Here is an 18,213-nt window from a genome sequence, read left to right as displayed (position 1 = left end):
CGGGAGCTTTGTTAGACACAGAAAGAGACGAAGAGAACGTTTTTTTAGGAGTCTGGACAATGGGGATTCTGGATGTAATTGTTTTTGTTGTTTTTGTCGTCTGTGTCGTGGGGCTGGGGCTCTATAAAAGCCGCCATGAAAAGTCCGGAGAGGATTATTTTCTGGCTGGTCGGGGTCTGGTTTGGTGGCTGATTGGATTTTCTCTGATTGCCGCCAATATTTCCTCCGAGCAGTTTGTCGGAATGAGCGGAAACGCCGCCAGCCATATCGGAATGGCCATTGCCAGTTATGAATGGATGGCGGCCATTACGCTGGTTGTGGTGGCTTTTGGTTTCCTGCCTTATTTCCTGCGGGCGGGCATTTATACAATGCCGGAGTTTCTCGAATACCGCTACAACACGGCCGCCCGCACCATCATGGCGGTAACGACCATTTTCATTTACATGCTTCTGCTGGGGGCGGTGACCTATTCCGGGGCCCTGACCATTAATACCATGGCCGAAGAAATGGAAATGAAAATCGTGCCGACCGTGGCGCAGGCCTCGCTGGTGATTGGAATTATTGCGATGCTGTATGTGGCGGCGGGCGGGCTGAAGGCCTGCGCCTGGGCCGACCTGATTCAGGGAAGCGCTCTGATTGTCGGCGGGGCGGTCATTATGATTTTTGCCTTTAAGATGCTCGGCAGTGTCCAGGAGGCCTCCTATATTGAGGATGTCAGCACGGGGGCTGTCGGCCTGAAAACCTTTACGGGCAGTGAAGGGGCACTGGAGCGGTTTGTCTCGCTCAATAAGGTCCGGCTGAATATGTTTCTGCCGATGAGCGATGCGACCCTGCCCTGGACGGCGCTGCTGCTGGGGCTGTGGATTCCGAACTTTTATTACTGGGGGCTGAATCAGTACATTACCCAGCGGACGCTCGGTTCGGCTTCGCTGGCGGAAGGGCAGAAGGGCATTGTTTTTTCGGCCTTTATGAAACTGCTCATCCCGTTTGTCATTGTGATTCCCGGCATTATCGCCTTCAACCTGTTTGCCCCGGATATGAAGTCCAAGGCGGCGGCGGACAATGCCCCGGTTCTGGCCAAATACAAGATGGCTAATCCGAATACGCAGCTGGTTCAGGTTGTTTCAGAGCCTTCACCGGAAGCGCTGGCCGCCCCGACACAGGGGACTTTTCTGGTGGCAGTTTTCCCCAATCAGAGAGCTCTGAAGGCCAGCCGAATCAAAAATCCGTTTGTCCTGCCGATTTTGAAAGAGAACTATGACAAGCTCCAGGTCCAGTCCTTTACCGTGTTCGAATCGGATGACAAATCCTGGCGGACCGTTTTTCCGGCCCTGGCGGCGGAACTGGACCAGTACAATGCGGCGGTTCGTGAGTCGGCCCGTGCTTCGAATGCCAAGATTACGACGGAGAAGTTTCTTGGGTATAAGTATGACTCCGCTCTCGGCCAGCTGCTCAGCAAGGTGCTTCCGAAAAAGAGCGGACTGGTCGGGTTTGTGCTGGCGGCTCTGTTAGGAGCGATTGTCAGCTCCCTGGCCGCCATGCTCAATGCCGCTTCCACCATTTTTACGATGGACATCTACAAGAAATATCTGGTCCCGAATGCTTCCCAACAGGCCGTTGTGACGCTTGGGCGTATCTGTGTCGTTGTGTTTACGGCCGTAGCGATCTTTTTGGCCCCGCAGCTGGGCAATCCCAAAATCAGCAACAGCATCTTTACGATTATTCAGGAAAGCCAGGGCTTTCTGTCACCGGGCGTGCTGGCCGTTTTTGTATTCGGCCTGGTAGTACGCCGCGCTCCGGCTGTCTGCGGTGTGGCGGGGCTTGTGACCAACTTCTTTGTGTACGGCGGGCTCAAATATGTTTCGACTTTCGGCAAACTGATGGAGAACCAGGTCATGGCCTTTTTAATCGGCAACTTCCTGAACCGAATGGCCATTAGTTTTCTTGTTTGTCTTTTGGTGATGGCCCTGATTACAGCGGCCAAACCGCTGACACAGCCCATCGAGTTTCGACAGAACACGACAATTCAGCTGCATTCCTCCCGAGGCGCGGCGGTCGCCGGGGTTGTGGTTGTGGTGCTGACGCTGCTTTTGTATGTGATTTTCAGCCCGCTCGGATTAGCCAGATAAAGGAGATTGCACCGTGAAATCTGTAACGAATGATCAGCAAGCTATCGATGTTCTGCGAACACTGGCTTCGGAACACAATCTGTCCCTGAAAGGGGCGAAAATCCGACGCAGCTCCTCCCGGTTTTGTCTGGGAGTCGAACACGGGGACTACAACGGGACCGAATTATTCGGCGTCGGCACCGACCGGTTTATCTGGATGGCCTATAAGCCCAATGGCACCAGGAAGATGCGGCTGTACAGCGGGAATTTCCCGAATGACGGTCTTGTTGAGTTTGAACTGGGTTCCGTGCCGCCGCCCAAATCTCCCCAAATTGCCGATACATGGGCTCGGTTTCCGTACGGTGTGGAGTATATTTTGCGGCGGGAAGGATACAAACTTACGCAGGGAATGGATGCGGTCCTGTACGGCAATATCCCCGGCGGTGGGATGAGCCGTTCGGCTTCTCTGACGCTCAATCTGATTCTGTCGATTCTGGATGTCAACGGCATTCAGGAATCGGATTCGATGAAGATTGTGGATTTGGCTCAGGCAGTGGAAAATGACTACATCGGCTCTCCCTGCGGCAAGCTGGACCAGATTATGATTCTGTTTGCCAAGGAAGGGATGGGCACGCATTATCGGCCGTCTGACCGTTCGATTGCCTATGTGCCGCTGGGCAAGGGAGCCCCGGAATTCCGGATTGTGGTGATGGATACCGGGACAGTCCGGCCGGGGCTGGAAAAGTCCACCTACAAAGTCCGCCGGGCGGAGTGCGAGGAAATGGTCCAGAAGGCAAAAACGGCCGGCTTTTCTATCAGCTGTCTGGCGGATATTCGGGACGAAGCCCTTTATCAAAAAATCCGAAGCCGCTTCGAAAAGGAAGTGCCTCATCTGGTCAGCCGGATGACCTATATCTACAAGGCCCAAAAACGTTTTTATGAGATGCTCGAGGCATGGAAGAAGGGCGATATTCGAACCGTCGGGCGGATTTTCCGCGAAGACGGGATTGGTCTGCGGGATGAATATGTCATCTCCGGTCCGGAACTGGAGACGATGTGCGATATTGCCCGAACCGTGCCCGGTGTGCTCGGCGAACGGATGCTGGGCGGCGGGGACAAAGGAGCCGCCGGGGCATTGGTTTTGGCGGAAGATGCTGACAAGCTCAAACAAGCCGTCGAAACGGCGTACCCCCGTTCTCGGCCGGATTACGCCGACCGTTTTGCCGTTCATACCTGCAAAGTGGTGGAGGGAATTGCGGTGCTCAAAGAAACGCTCTGACGGCGAACGGAGAAGAAAGGGAATGAAACGGGCCACCCTAATGGGTGCCCGTTTTTTTGTTTGAAATTGAGACTACATTTTTGTTAGATATATCAGATAAATCAACAATCTTGTCTATCGGGATGTAATCGATGGAAAAACTCGGAAAAGAAGTTCAGCTGCTCGCGGAGGTGTCGCGGGCCATTGCGGATTCCTTGAATCTGGAAGAAACGCTCGGTTCCATTTTGTCCACTCTCGAAAGCCATCTGAAGCTGGAACGCGGACAGATTATGCTTCTGGACCCGGATACCGAGACGATTGCCATAAAAGTAGCCCACGGCATTCCGGATGAGTCCAAACAGGTTACTTACAAAGTCGGAGAGGGAATCACGGGCCTGGTCGTCCAGCGGGGCATCCGGGAGATTGTCCCGGACATCAGCAAAGACCCCCGTTTTTTGGCCAAGACCGGACGGCGTCCCAAACCCAAACGGGGACGAATTGCCTTCTTTTGTGTGCCGATTAAGCTGGAGGGCAAGACCATCGGCGCCATCAGCGCCGACAGGAAAGTTCTGCCGGGGGAGAATCTGGAATTCTATGTCAATTTGCTGGAAGTTCTTTCAACGATGGTGGCTCAGGCGGTCAAGCTGAACCGACTGGTTGTTTCCGACCGGCTGAAACTGGAGGATGAAAACGCCCGTCTGCGCAGCGAGCTGAAGAAAAAATTCAGCATTCACAATATGATCGGCACCAGCAATGCGATGCAGGAGGTGTATCGGCTCATTGAGCAGGTGGCCAACAGCAATGCAACGGTGCTGATTCGCGGCGAAAGCGGCACCGGCAAGGACCTGGTCGCCCATGCCATTCATTACAACAGCATGCGGGCGGACAAACCCTTCATCAAGGTCAACTGTACGGCGCTGCCGGAACTGCTTCTGGAAAGCGAGCTGTTCGGCCATGAAAAAGGCGCGTTCACCGGGGCAACCCAGCGGAAACTCGGCCGATTTGAGCTGGCCTCCGGCGGGACTATCTTTTTGGATGAGATCGGCGATTTTTCTCTGAATCTTCAGGTCAAGCTGCTGCGGGTGATTCAATTCCGTGAATTTGAACGTGTCGGCGGCACCGAAACTATTCGAACCAACGTCCGGATTGTGGTGGCTACGCATAAGAATCTGGAAGAGGGCATCAAGAACGGCCTGTTCCGGGAGGATTTGTATTACCGCATCAATGTCTTTCCGATTTTCATGCCGCCGCTGCGGGACCGCAAGGACGATATTATGCTGCTGGCAGATTATTTTCTCGAGAAATATGCCCGTGAAAACGGCAAAAAGATCAACCGCATCTCCACACCGGCGATTGAAATGCTCACCAGTTATCACTGGCCCGGCAATGTCCGCGAACTGGAAAACTGCATCGAGCGGGCGGTGCTGGTCTGCAATGAAGATGTCATCCGCTCCGACCATCTGCCGCCTTCCCTTCAGATGGTTCAGAAAACTCCGAGCCGCGACGGGCTGACTTTGCCGGAGCGTGTGGCCAATCTCGAAAAAGAAATGATTGTAGATGCCCTCAAGAAAACCGGCGGCAAGCAGAGGCAGGCGGCCAAAGAGCTGGGCATTACCGAACGAATGCTCGGCTACAAGATGCGCAAATACCATCTGCTCGGAAAATAAGTTCGGCGGATATACAAAAATGTAGATTCCTTCTTTTAGATATACAATATTGTTGTTTGCCGCACAATATTCCTGAAGTGTAAAGTTTTCGTATCTCTTTGTAGTACAAAATGATACGGCATTTCCATCCTGCATTTTGATCTGGCATATCTGTTGCTTCTTCTCTCATTTCGTAAAAAGTCGGCGGGTGTGCGCCGGCTGAAAAATAATGTCATTTTTTGGGAGAAGAAAAATGTGTATGAGACAATGGATTTGCGCAGGAGTGGTTTTGGCAGTGTCTGCAGCGGCGGCTGCGGAAGAGAAGGTTTCGTTCTCGCTGACCAGTGATTTCTACAGCAAGTATGTCTGGCGGGGGCACAACCTCGTGGATGACTGGGTCTGGCAGCCCTCGATCGGAATCAGCAAGGGCCCTTGGTCGGCCGGAATCTGGGGCAATCTGGATATGACCAATGAGAACGGCCAGGCCGGAGAATTCACGGAGTATGATTTTTACGGCAGTTATTCCCTTTCTCTTGCGGACAATCTGTCGCTGTCGCTGGGGTATATTTATTACCGGTTTCCCGGTGCCGGCAGCACGCAGGAGGTGTATTCGGGGTTGTCGCTGGATACGTTTCTGAGCCCTTCAGTGACCGTTTATTACGATTTTGACGACATCAACGGGACCTACGTATCCGCCGGCATCGGCCATACCATTGAAAAAATTGCGGAGCTCAGTGAATCCGTGCCGGTCGGTCTGGCCCTGTCCTGTGCGGTCGGGTGGGGGGATTCCAACTACAATGAGGGCTATTGGGCGGATGCCGTCGGAGACCCGCTCGATAAAAGTGCGCTCAATGACCTGAGTCTGAAAATCGCCTTTCCCTTCACCCTCGGAAAATGGACCGTAACACCGAGTCTGAATTATGTGACGATTCTGGATTCAGACATCCGCAAGGGGCTTCCTTCCGGGGACCGGGACCTGTTTTGGGCCGGAGTCGGTCTGGCAACCGAGTTTTAACATCGAGAAGACTTTTTCTTCAGAAAGGAACCAAGCATGTATAGTCATCGAGAGATTCGTTGCAGAGGATGGGGATTGGCGGTCTGTCTGCTGCTGTTGAGCGGGATTGTATCTGCCGGAGAGGCCGCAGCGCAGGAGCCGAGCGGGATTGCGGAAGTCAAAGAGTCTCTGCAAACCAATATGAACGTGATTTGGACCTGTATCGCTGCTTTTCTGGTCTTCTTTATGCAGGCCGGCTTTGCGATGGTGGAAACGGGCTTCACGCGTGCGAAAAACGCCGTCAATATTCTGATGAAAAATCTGATGGACTTTTCCGTCGGCTCGCTCGTGTTCTTTCTGATCGGCTTCGGTCTGATGTTCGGACGGTCCAACGGACTGTTCGGCACGACGATGTTTGGCCTCAGCGGAATCGAGCCCGGAGAGGACTGGAGCTGGACATTCCTGATTTTCCAGACGGTGTTTGCGGCGACGGCCGCCACGATTGTTTCCGGTGCCATGGCGGAACGAACCAAGTTCATCTCCTATCTGATTTACAGCGCCGTGATTTCTCTGGTGATTTATCCGGTTTTCGGCTCCTGGGCCTGGGGCAATCTGCTTTTGACGGACAATACGAGCTGGCTGGCGGATTTGGGATTTCATGACTTTGCGGGCTCGACCGTCGTTCATTCCATCGGCGGCTGGCTGGCCCTAGCCGGCGCTGTTGTTCTGGGTCCTCGACTGGGCAAATACGGGCGGGACGGCAAACCGAAAGCCCTGCTCGGACACAATATCCCGTTGGCAGCTCTGGGTGTGTTTATCCTCTGGTTCGGCTGGTTTGGGTTTAACCCGGGCAGCACGACGGTTGCCGGAGGAATGGTGGGGTATATTGCCGTGACAACCAATTTGGCGGCGGCCGCCGGAGCGGTGTCCTCACTGCTGACGTCCTGGATAGTTCTGAAGAAACCGGATCTTTCGATGGCGTTGAACGGAACCCTGGCCGGCCTGGTTGCGATTACGGCTCCGTGTGACGGAGTCACGCCGGTCGGAGCGATTGTCATCGGCCTGGCGGCGGGTGTGTTGGTGGTCTTCAGTGTTCTGTTTTTTGATGCGGTTTTGAAAATTGATGACCCGGTCGGCGCCGTCAGTGTCCATGCGGTCAACGGTCTTTGGGGTACTGTGGCTTATGGATTGTTTGCGATTGACGGCGGTCTCTTCTATGGAGGGGGGCTCCGTCAGCTGGGGGTTCAGCTGCTCGGTGCCGGTGCGGCTTTTGTCTGGGCGTTTGGTCTGGGGCTGCTGCTGTTCTGGATCCTTCGGAAAACGGTGGGGCTGCGGGTCAGTGCCGAAGAAGAAATGAAAGGCCTGGATATCGGCGAACACGGCATGGAGGCCTACAGCGGATTCCAGATTTTCAGCACCATGTAATTCGGAGTTCCTTTTTCTTAAGGAGTATGCCTATGAAACTGATTATTGCGTACATCCAGCCTCATAAACTGGAAGAGGTCAAAAAAGCCCTCGTTCAGGCCGAAGTCGGCAAGATGAGTGTGACCAATTCACTCGGCTGCGGAGCCCAGATGGGCTATCAGGAAAGTTATCGCGGCATCAAATTCGAGGTCAATCTGCTCAAAAAGATTCGTCTGGAGATTGCCGTCAATGACAATTTTGTAGACCGCACGGTGAATGCGATTATTTCCGCCGCACGGACCGGCGAAATCGGGGACGGCAAAATCTTTATTCTCGATTTGGCCGAATGCATTCGCATCCGAACCGGTGAAAAAGGGTCGGCGGCGATCGGCTGAAAGACTCCGGGGACGTTTGGAGTCGGCAGAAAAATACAAAAATGTTTAATCAGTGTTTTGCGATTACATTTTTGTAGGTTTTCTCCGACTCCTTTTTCTTGGGGAAAAAATCTGTATCCTGTTTTTTTACAGATACTTACGTTTTTTCATCGATTCGGGTTCTTCTGGCACAATGTTTGCAAATACTCGATTCTGAAACGGATTCAGATGGTTTTGAAACGAAAGGGAAAACGCGTGTACAGGGAAAAAACGTTGTCAGTCGTCAGCAAGAAACTCGGGATTCTCAGCCTGGGATTGGCACTCGCCGTTCCGGCCTGGGCAGCTCAGGAAGCGGATTTCTTACCCCTTCAGCAGTCCCTCGATACGGTCTGGGTGCTGATTGCAGCCTTTTTGGTGTTCTTCATGCAGGCCGGCTTCGGCATGGTCGAAGCCGGCTTTATTCGAGCCAAGAATACGTGCAACATCCTGACCAAGAATTTTCTGGACTTCTGCATGGCCTCGCTCGGTTTTTTTCTGATCGGCTATGCGCTGATGTTCGGTGACGGCAACGGGTTTATCGGAACCCGCGGCTGGCTTCTGATGGGTCTGGAGGACCGTGTTGGGACACTGCCTTTGTATGCCTTCTGGCTCTTTCAGGCCGCTTTTTGCGGGGCGGCGGCTACGATTGTCGCCGGCGGAATGGCCGAACGTATGAAGTTTATCGCGTATCTGATGTATTCCTTCATCATTTCCGCGCTGGTGTATCCAATTGTCGGTCACTGGATTTGGGGCGGCGGCTGGCTGAGCAAAATGGGATTTGCGGATTTTGCCGGTTCGACCGTTGTTCATACAGTCGGAGGTGTAGCGGCGCTGGCCGGAACCCTCGTCCTCGGGCCTCGGTACGGCAAATACGGCATCGACGGAAAGCCACGAGCCATTGCCGGACATAATATCCCGCTGGCTTCGCTGGGGGTCTTTATTCTCTGGTTCGGCTGGTTCGGGTTTAACGCAGGCTCCACACTCGGCGTTTCCGGAGGCGGAACAGACATCAGCCGAATTGCCTTGAATACCAATCTGGCGGCTGCACTGGGCGGGATTGCAGCGATGAGCACCGTGTGGCTTCGCTTCGGAAAGCCCGATTTGTCCATGGCGATGAACGGGGCCCTGGCAGGGCTGGTCGGGATTACCGCGCCCTGCGCCTTTGTAGAACCCTGGGCGGCCTGTCTGATTGGACTGTCATCCGGTATCCTGGTCGTGCTCGGCGTGGAGCTGCTCGATAAACTTCAGATTGACGACCCTGTCGGTGCCGTTCCGGTACACGGAATGTGCGGCATCTGGGGAACGATTTGCGTGGGGCTTTTCGGCAAGGCCTCGCTCGGACTGGCCAACAACGGATTTTTCTATGGAGCCAATCCGCTTCAGCTGGGGATTCAGATTGTCGGCAGCACCGTAACCGTCCTCTTTGTGTTTGTCTCCATGGGGCTGCTTTTTAAGGTCATCAACTGGACCATCGGCCTGCGGGTCAGTCAGGAAGAGGAACTGCGCGGATTGGATATCGGAGAGCACGGAATGGAAGCCTATGCCGGATTCCAGGTGTTCAGTACAATGTAAACAGCAAGTCCTTTCATGGAGAACAAAGAATGAAACTGATTATCGCCTATATTCAGCCGCATAAGCTCGAGGATGTGAAAAAAGCTCTCACACGCCGTCAGGTTGGAAAAATGAGTGTGACGAATTCCTTGGGCTGCGGCGAGCAGATGGGCTACGAAGAAAGCTATCGCGGCATCAAGTTCGAGGTCAATCTGCTCAAGAAAGTCCGGCTCGAAATCGCCGTCAATGACAATTTTGTCGATACCACGGTGGAAGGAATCATTGAAGGCGCCCGCACAGGCCAAATCGGGGATGGAAAAATCTTCATCCTGGACCTGGCGGAGTGTATTCGGATTCGGACAGGCCAGCGCGGTCGAGAGGCGATCGGATGAGCGGTTCGGAAAAACGGTTTTTGACCTGCGATTCAAAAAAAAGTATGCTTGGCAGGAATGGGTCCTGCTGAGTTAAAGAGGAAAAAGGTCCTTAATAAAGTCAGGAGTGCATGCATGGAAACATCAAATTGTCAGCTTCCGGAAATCTTCGGAACCAACGTCTTTAATGACGCGGTCATGCGGGAGAGGCTTCCTAAAGATATCTATAAGCGATTTCAGGAGGTCCGCAAGGGCAATTCTGAATTAACCATTGCCGTGGCCGATGTCATCGCCAATGCGATGAAAGACTGGGCAATGGAGAAGGGGGCTACGCATTACTGCCATTGGTTCCAGCCGATGACCGGTTTGACGGCGGAAAAACACGACTCCTTTATCTCCCCGACGCCGGAAGGGCGGACCATTATGGAGTTCAGCGGAAAGGAACTCATTAAAGGTGAGCCGGATGCCTCATCCTTTCCGTCCGGCGGGCTGCGGGCTACGTTCGAAGCGAGGGGATATACCGCCTGGGACTGCTCTTCTTCAGTCTTTATTAAAAACAAGACTCTGTATATCCCCTGTGCCTTCTGTTCCTACAATGGTCAGGCCCTCGATAAGAAAACCCCGCTGCTTCGCTCGATGGAGGCCCTGAACCGTCAGGCGGTCCGTCTTCTGAAGGCTTTGGGGAATACTGCCGTCAGCCGTGTGACGGCTACGCTGGGGCCGGAACAGGAATATTTTCTCATTGACCGCCGGTTTTTTGAAAAACGGCTGGATTTGGTTTTGGCCGGACGGACTTTGTTCGGGGCTCCGTCACCGCGCGGGCAGGAAATGGAAGACCATTATTTCGGTACGCTGCATGACCGGATTGCTGCTTTTATGCATGAGGTCAATACGGAATTGTGGAAACTGGGTGTCTCGGCCAAAACCCAGCATAATGAAGTCGCGCCGGCCCAGTATGAACTAGCTCCGATCTTTACAACAGTGAATGTCGCCACCGACCACAATCAGCTCACGATGGAAACGCTGCAGAAGGTGGCTCAGCGGCACGGTTTTGTCTGTCTGCTTCACGAAAAACCTTTTGTCGGGGTCAATGGGTCCGGCAAACACAATAACTGGTCTCTGGTGACGGATACCGGCGTGAATCTGCTCGATCCCGGCCAGACGCCCCATGACAATATGGTGTTTTTAGTCTTTTTGTGTGCGGTCATCCGGGCGGTTGATAAATATGCCAAACTGCTGCGGGCCAGCGTTGCCAACCCCGGCAATGAGCATCGTCTCGGCGCCAACGAAGCTCCGCCTGCGATTGTTTCGATCTTTCTGGGTGAGCAGCTGACCGAAATTTTCGAACAGCTGGCCGCCGGCGGAGCTCCGACGTCCAGGCAGGGCGGGGAACTGCGGCTGGGGACTTCGCTGCTGCCGCCTCTGCCGAAAGACTGCACCGACCGAAACCGCACGTCTCCGTTTGCCTTTACCGGCAATAAGTTCGAGTTTCGAATGGTCGGTTCCAGCCAGTCCTGTGCCGGCCCGGCTTTTGTCCTGAATACCATTGTGGCCGATGTGCTCGGAGAAATCGCCGATGTGCTCGAGAAAAGCAAGGACGTCAAGACCGAAGCCCAGAAGCTGCTGCAGAAGATAGCTTCTGAGCACCGTCGGATTGTGTTTAACGGGGATAACTATTCCGCGGAATGGGTCAAGGAAGCCGCTCGGCGCGGGTTGCCGAACATTGCTTCCACAGTCGAGTCTATTGAAACCATTCTGGAGCCGGAAAACATAGCGGTTTTTGAACGCAACAATGTTCTCAGCCGAGTTGAACTGGAAGCCCGGGTGGAAATTCTCCTGGAAAACTACATCCGAACGATTCATATCGAAGCCGGCACAACTCTGAATATAGCCAAACGTCAGATCCTGCCGGCTTGTCAGATGTATGCAGGTAAACTGGCGGCTTCGGTTTCTTCTGTAGAGTCCGCCGGCGTAAAGTCCTCGTCTCTTGTCAAGCAGCTCGAAAAGGTCTGCGGACTGATTGATGAGCTGGCCGGGGCGATAGGGAAACTCGAAGAGAAGATTAAAGAGATTGCGGGAGTTTCCCCGAGCCACGAGAAGGCCCGACGCACTCGGGAAGAAATCCTGCCGGCTATGGGGGCGGTTCGCAAGGCGGCGGATGCACTGGAGGTGCTTGTGGATGCTCAAATGTGGCCCTTGCCGACCTATGCGGAAATGCTCTTCTTGAGATAAGCGAATTGTCAGCCGTTCAAGCAGTGGGCCATGTCGCTGCGGGTTCCAGCGGCATGGCCCAACCTGCAAAGAAACAGGGCCGACTGGACAAAAGCCGGTTGACAATTCTTAGAATAAAAGATAAAATATTCTAACATTTGCATAAGTAATTTTTATTAAGAACATTTGTCGCGACTTTGATGAAAGTCCGGGTTTTCTGCCTGCGTAAGAATACCCGAGATGTTGTTGGATAGATGGAAGTTTTTGCATAAAGGACACCGAAAACGTGCGCAATCTTTGGAAAGACAAAGGGTTATATGAAGTACGCCGTGAACACGACGCCTGCGGCATTGGGGCGGTTGTTCATATATCGGGGAAAAAAGACCATTCGATAATCGAGTTGGGCAAGCAGATTCTTTTGAATTTGAATCATCGCGGTGCTGCCAGTGCAGATGACATGACCGGAGACGGCGCCGGCATTTTGCTTCAGATTCCCCATGAGTTTTTCCGGTCAGAATGTAAAAAGATAGGAATCGGCGGTTTTCATCCGGGTCAATACGCAGTCGGGATGGTTTTCGGCTCTAAAGACCCGGCCGTCCGGGCTGTTTGCGAGGACCTGCTCCAAAAGGCGCTTGCCTTTTACGGACTGGAGGTTTTGGGCTGGCGGCAGGTTCCGGTTCGCCCGGATTGTCTGGGGCCGATAGCGCTCAGTGCGGAGCCGGTTATTCGCCAGATTTTTGTGGACGGCGGCGGCCGGGATTCGGAAACGTTTGAACGGGACCTCTTCAAGGCTCGCAAGCGGGCGGAACGGCTGGTACGCGAAAAGCTGGCGGACGACGGAGTTGATTTTTATATTCCGACACTCTCCTGCAGGACAATTTGCTACAAAGGCATGTTTATGGCCCGCCAGCTGTTTGACTATTACCCGGATTTGTCCGATGAGCGGATGACGTCGGCCCTGGCGATAGTCCACCAGCGGTACAGCACTAATACTCTGCCGAACTGGAGACTGGCTCAGCCTTTCCGATGCATTGCTCATAACGGCGAAATCAACACGCTCAGCGGAAACCGCAACTACATGCGAATGCGGGAAAAACGCCTGCGCAGCCCTGTTCTTGGGGAGGACTTGAGCGATTTGATTCCGGTGCTCGACCCGCAGGGAAGCGATTCGGCCTGTTTTGACAATATGGTTGAACTGCTTGTGCGTGCGGGACGTTCGCTGCCGCATGCGATGATGATGATGATTCCGGAGGCCTTTGGGGTTAAATACCATATCAGCACGGACAAACGGGCCTTTTACGAATATCATTCAGCGATTCTGGAGCCGTGGGATGGGCCGGCGGCTATGCTCTTTACAGACGGGCGGCTGGTGGGCGGCACCCTCGACCGCAACGGCCTAAGACCGTGCCGATACACGATTACAACAGACGGACTGGTGGTAATAGCCAGCGAAACCGGGGTCGTTCAGTTTTCCCCGGAACGAGTCAGCCAGAAAGGCCGTCTTCAGCCCGGTAAGATGTTTTTAATCGATACCGAAGAAGGACGGATTATCACCGATAACGAAATCAAAGGGCGGATTGCCCGTCAGAAGCCATACCGCCGATGGCTGGAGGAAAACCGTATCGAACTGAGGGGGCTCTTTTCTTCGCCGGACCTCGAAAAACCGGACTTGGATACGCTTTTCCGGCGGCTTCGGCTGTTCGGCTATACGCGCGAGGAGCTGCGGATGATTCTGGCCCCGATGGCCCTGCATGCCCAGGAGCCGGTCGGCTCGATGGGCAATGATACCCCGCTGGCCGTGCTCAGCGACCGCCCCTGTCTGCTGTTTGACTATTTCAAGCAGCTGTTTGCTCAGGTGACCAACCCGCCGATCGATCCGCTCCGGGAAGGGCTGGTGATGAGTCTGATGACGTACACCGGACGCCGGCTCAATCTTCTGGAGGAAACGCCGCAGCATTGCCGGCAGCTGAAGCTGCCTCATCCGATTCTGACCAATGAGGATATGATTCGGCTTCGTTCGGCCCAGCGGAAAGATTTCAAGGTTGTGACTGTCTCTACCCTTTTTGAGATAGATCGCAGCCGTCCCGGCGATTCCTTAAAGCAGGCCCTCGATGCCCTGATTGAATCGGCGGCCCAGGCGATTCTGCGCGAGGATGCGTCTTTGATTATTCTCAGCGACCGAAATCCTGCCGGACAGAAGGCGCCGATTCCGTCTCTGCTGGCTGTGTCCGCTGTTCACCACGGCTTAATTGAACGGGGACTGCGGGGAGAAGCCGGACTGATTGTTGAAACCGGTGAGGCCCGCGAAGTGATGCACTTCTGCCTGCTGTGCGGTTACGGAGCCAACGCTGTCAATCCCTATCTGGTTTTTGAGACACTCACGTTTCTGCAGCAGAACGGGGATTTGCCGGCGGACATGGAGCCCGAACAGATTGCCGACAACTACATCGCCGCTGTCAAAAAAGGCATTCTCAAAACCATGAGCAAGATGGGCATCTCCACGCTGCGAAGCTATTTTAACGCGCAGCTGTTTGAGTGCCTGGGGCTCAATCGGGATGTGGTGGACCGGTATTTTACCGGCACCAGCTCCCGCATCGGCGGCATCGGTTTGGAGGAAATCGCCCGGGATGTGCTTCAGCGGCTGGAGGAGGCCTGCAGGCCCCGTCCGGCCGGTTCACTCGAACTGGATTACGGCGGACAATACCATTACCGCCGTGATGGGGAATATCACCTCTGGAATCCGGCGACCGTAGCCAAACTTCAGCATGCTGTGATGCTCAATGACCGGAAGGCTTATGAAGAATTCGCGCAGCTGGTTAATGAACAGTCCCGAAAGCTGGGGACCCTGCGCGGGCTGTTTGAATTTCGGGAGACCCAGCCGGTGCCGCTGGAGGAGGTGGAACCCGCCGAGTCAATTGTCCGGCGGTTCTGCACCGGGGCGATGAGCCACGGCTCCATCAGCAAGGAAGCTCACGAATGCATCGCGGCGGCCATGAACGGCCTGGGGGCGATGAGCAACACCGGCGAAGGCGGCGAAGACCCGTCTCGCTATGGGACTTCCCTCAATTCGGCCATCAAACAGGTAGCCAGCGCCCGCTTCGGTGTGACAATTCAATATTTGGCCAACGCCAGAGAGATTCAGATTAAAATGGCCCAGGGGGCCAAGCCCGGGGAAGGCGGACAGCTGCCCGGTCATAAGGTTACGGAAGAAATTGCCCGCCTGCGGCACTCGACGCCCGGCGTAACGCTGATTTCTCCGCCGCCGCACCACGATATCTATTCCATCGAAGACCTGGCCCAGCTGATTTATGACCTCAAATGCAGCAACCCGCAGGCCAAAATCTCCGTCAAACTGGTCTCTGAGGTCGGTGTCGGAACGATTGCCGCCGGGGTTGCCAAGGGCGGAGCGGATGAAGTGCTCATCAGCGGCCACGATGGGGGCACCGGCGCCAGCCCGCTTTCGTCCATCAAGCATGCCGGATGTCCCTGGGAAATCGGGCTGGCGGAAACCCAGCAGGTTCTGATTCGCAATGGGCTGCGCGACCGAATCCGTGTGCAGACCGACGGCCAGATGCGGACGGGGCGCGATGTGGTCATTGCCGCTCTGCTCGGCGCCGAACAGTTCGGCTTCGGCACAGCGGCGCTGGTGACGCTCGGCTGTACACTTCTTCGCAAATGCCATGAAGGCGCCTGCACCTACGGGATTGCCACGCAGGACCCGGAACTGCGCAAACGCTTTAAAGGCAAACCGGAGTTTCTTCAGCGATACATGCTTTTCGTGGCGGAAGAAGTCCGTCAATGGATGAGCCGACTGGGCTTTCGAACGATGGACGAGATGATCGGACGGGTGGATTGCCTGTGCACACGCAAAGCCGTCGAGCATTACAAGGCCCGGGGACTGGACTTTTCCAGCATCTTTCTGGTTCCGGAAGGGCCGGCCGGTGCCGCCCGAAGGCAGGTCAGCTCCCAGCCCGATCGGCTCAAAGACCATCTGGACTGGCGGATTCTGGAGCAGGTTAAGCCCGCTCTCGACAAAGGAAAAACCGTTCACTTGCGAATGCCGATACAGAATGTGCATCGGGCGGTCGGGACGATTCTGAGTCATTTCATTGTGAAGCAGTACAATCCGGACGGTCTTGCGGATGATACCATCCAGCTGACCTTTGAGGGGTCAGCCGGACAGAGCTTCGGCGCCTTTCTGGCCAAAGGAATCACCCTGCGGCTCATCGGGGACAGCAATGATTATCTCGGCAAGGGGCTGTCCGGAGGCCGCATTATCGTCGAAACGCCCGCCGGGTCTCCCTTCCTGCCGCAGGAGAATATTATTGCCGGCAATACACTGCTTTACGGGGCCACGTCCGGAGAGGTATTCATCAATGGAATGGTTGGGGAGCGTTTCTGTGTACGAAACAGCGGAGCGGTGGCTGTCGTAGAAGGAGTAGGGGATCACGCCTGTGAATATATGACCGGCGGAATCGTGGTGGTCCTCGGAAAGACCGGACGCAACTTTGCCGCCGGCATGAGCGGCGGAATTGCCTATGTTCTTGACGAGATGCAGATGTTTGACACCCTCTGCAATCTGGATATGGTTGATTTGGAAAGCGTTTATAAACCGGAAGATGAAGAACTTTTACGTCAGCTGATTGAAAAACATGAATCTCTTACGCGCAGCAGCCATGCCCGGCGGATTCTGAATGCCTGGCCGGACATGGTCGGCAAATTCGTCAAAGTGATTCCGATTGATTATCGCAAGGCCCTCGAGCGGATCCGTGCGCAGGAACGTCGCCACACGGAATCCACTCCGGCCACGGAAGAGGTATTCCAGCATGGCTAAAATCAAAGGATTTCTTGAATATCCTCGCCAGCCGGTTCCCTATCGGCCGGTTGAAAACCGGATTCGGGATTATCGGGAAATCGAAATCCCCCTCAGCCCGGATGCGATTGTTCAGCAGGCGGCCCGATGTGCGGACTGCGGGATTCCGTTTTGCCACAGCGAATTCGGCTGTCCCGTTGCCAACCGCATTCCGGAATTCAATGACCTGGTTTATCTGGGCCGCTGGAAGGAGGCCTGCGATAACCTGCATTCCACGAATAACTTTCCGGAAATCACCGGGCGGGTCTGTCCGGCTCCCTGCGAAACCGCCTGCACCCTCTCTGTCAATGACCAACCGGTTCTGATTCGGCACATTGAGTTTCAGATTGTGGAGCGGGGATTTGCCGAAGGATGGATTCGCCCTCTGCCGGCCCTGGTTAAAACCGGCAAACGGGTCGCCGTTGTGGGTTCCGGGCCGGCCGGTCTGGCGGCCGCACAGCAGCTGGCTCGGGCGGGGCATGAGGTGGTGGTATTCGAAAAAGACCCGCAGCCCGGCGGACTCCTTCGATACGGCATACCCGATTTCAAACTCGAAAAGTGGGTTTTGGACCGGCGGATTCGCCAAATGACGGAAGAAGGGGTGCAGTTTCAGACCGGCGTTGTGGTTGGAGCTGACCTTTCAGCCCGCTATTTGTGCAAACGATTTGATGCCGTTTGTCTAGCCCTCGGGGCCGGTCAGCCTCGGGATTTGCCTGTTCCGGGCCGCGGCTATGAGAATATCGTCTTTGCGATGGACTTTCTGCGGGCGCAGAACAAACGTCTGGCCGGCGAGCCGCTCACTCCGGAAGAGGAACGTCTGGACGCCAGGGGCAAACATGTAGTGGTTATCGGCGGCGGAGATACCGGAAGCGACTGTGTGGGAACCGCGCGCCGGCAGGGGGCTAAATCAATCCTTCAGATTGAAATTCTTCCCAAACCTCCTGAAACGCCTGCGCCGGAAACCCCCTGGCCTCTTTGGCCGAAGAAGATGCGGACCTCCTCCAGCCACGAAGAAGGCTGTGAGCGCATCTGGAGCGTGATGACGACTCGTTTTTCCGGTGTCGAGACGCATGTAAACCGCATTCACTGTATTCAGGTAGAGTGGATCCGGAAAAATCAGCGATGGGAGGTTCGAGAAATCCCCGGAACTGAATTTGAACGGCCGGCGGATTTGGTGCTGTTGGCGATGGGATTTGTCCATGTTGAGCACAGCCCGCTGATTCAGGATTTGGGCTTGACATTGGATGACAACGGCAATATCAAGGTGTCGGATTTTCAGACCAGCAATCCGATGGTCTTCGCCGCAGGAGATGCCGTGGCAGGGGCGTCGCTGGTGGTCCGGGCAATTGATGCCGGACGAAAAGCCGCAGCGGCCATCGACCGCTGGCTGAAGTCATTATAAGGG

The 18,213-nt window shown here is 54.8% G+C and carries 11 protein-coding genes; all 11 read left to right on the top strand.

Annotated features, from left to right (window positions below; all coding sequences use genetic code 11):
* Window positions 1-59 precede the first annotated feature (59 nt).
* The 11 genes from WHS88_04310 to WHS88_04260 all read left to right on the top strand — a co-directional run bounded on the left by WHS88_04310 (window position 60) and on the right by WHS88_04260 (window position 18,210).
* Complete coding sequence (locus tag WHS88_04310) at window positions 60-2,129, top strand: sodium/solute symporter (GenBank protein ID MEJ5259395.1); 2,070 nt, start codon at window positions 60-62, stop codon at window positions 2,127-2,129.
* Between the two features lie 13 nt (window positions 2,130-2,142).
* Entirely contained in the window at window positions 2,143-3,387 is a 1,245-nt protein-coding gene (locus tag WHS88_04305; GenBank protein MEJ5259394.1) for a hypothetical protein, read from the top strand.
* Between the two features lie 131 nt (window positions 3,388-3,518).
* Window positions 3,519-5,033, top strand: a complete 1,515-nt coding sequence (locus WHS88_04300) for a sigma 54-interacting transcriptional regulator (protein MEJ5259393.1) — start codon at window positions 3,519-3,521, stop codon at window positions 5,031-5,033.
* A gap of 238 nt (window positions 5,034-5,271) precedes the next feature.
* On the top strand, window positions 5,272-6,027 hold the full coding sequence (locus WHS88_04295) for a hypothetical protein (GenBank protein MEJ5259392.1): 756 nt from the start codon (window positions 5,272-5,274) through the stop codon (window positions 6,025-6,027).
* Window positions 6,028-6,063: 36 nt separating this feature from the next.
* Entirely contained in the window at window positions 6,064-7,431 is a 1,368-nt protein-coding gene (locus WHS88_04290; GenBank protein MEJ5259391.1) for an ammonium transporter, read from the top strand.
* Window positions 7,432-7,463: 32 nt separating this feature from the next.
* Complete coding sequence (locus WHS88_04285; protein MEJ5259390.1) at window positions 7,464-7,805, top strand: P-II family nitrogen regulator; 342 nt, start codon at window positions 7,464-7,466, stop codon at window positions 7,803-7,805.
* Window positions 7,806-8,057: 252 nt separating this feature from the next.
* Window positions 8,058-9,395: an ammonium transporter gene (locus WHS88_04280; GenBank protein ID MEJ5259389.1), complete on the top strand. Its 1,338-nt coding sequence runs from the start codon at window positions 8,058-8,060 to the stop codon at window positions 9,393-9,395.
* A 29-nt stretch (window positions 9,396-9,424) separates the two neighbouring features.
* Window positions 9,425-9,766 (top strand): P-II family nitrogen regulator, encoded by a 342-nt coding sequence (locus WHS88_04275; protein ID MEJ5259388.1) that lies wholly within the window; start codon window positions 9,425-9,427, stop codon window positions 9,764-9,766.
* Between the two features lie 114 nt (window positions 9,767-9,880).
* Window positions 9,881-11,977, top strand: coding sequence for a glutamine synthetase III (locus tag WHS88_04270; protein MEJ5259387.1), 2,097 nt, complete (start codon window positions 9,881-9,883; stop codon window positions 11,975-11,977).
* A gap of 265 nt (window positions 11,978-12,242) precedes the next feature.
* On the top strand, window positions 12,243-16,790 hold the full coding sequence (gene gltB / locus WHS88_04265) for a glutamate synthase large subunit (protein MEJ5259386.1): 4,548 nt from the start codon (window positions 12,243-12,245) through the stop codon (window positions 16,788-16,790).
* A complete protein-coding gene (locus WHS88_04260; protein MEJ5259385.1) occupies window positions 16,783-18,210 on the top strand; it encodes a glutamate synthase subunit beta in 1,428 nt (475 codons plus the stop codon). The genes gltB and WHS88_04260 overlap by 8 nt, the downstream gene beginning before the upstream one ends.
* Window positions 18,211-18,213: the final 3 nt, after the last annotated feature.

This window comes from Anaerohalosphaeraceae bacterium, from assembly GCA_037479115.1.
Taxonomy (GTDB): Bacteria; Planctomycetota; Phycisphaerae; order Sedimentisphaerales; family Anaerohalosphaeraceae; genus JAHDQI01.
Note: the sequence above shows the minus strand (reverse complement) of the source record. Positions and strands in the feature narration are given on the sequence as shown.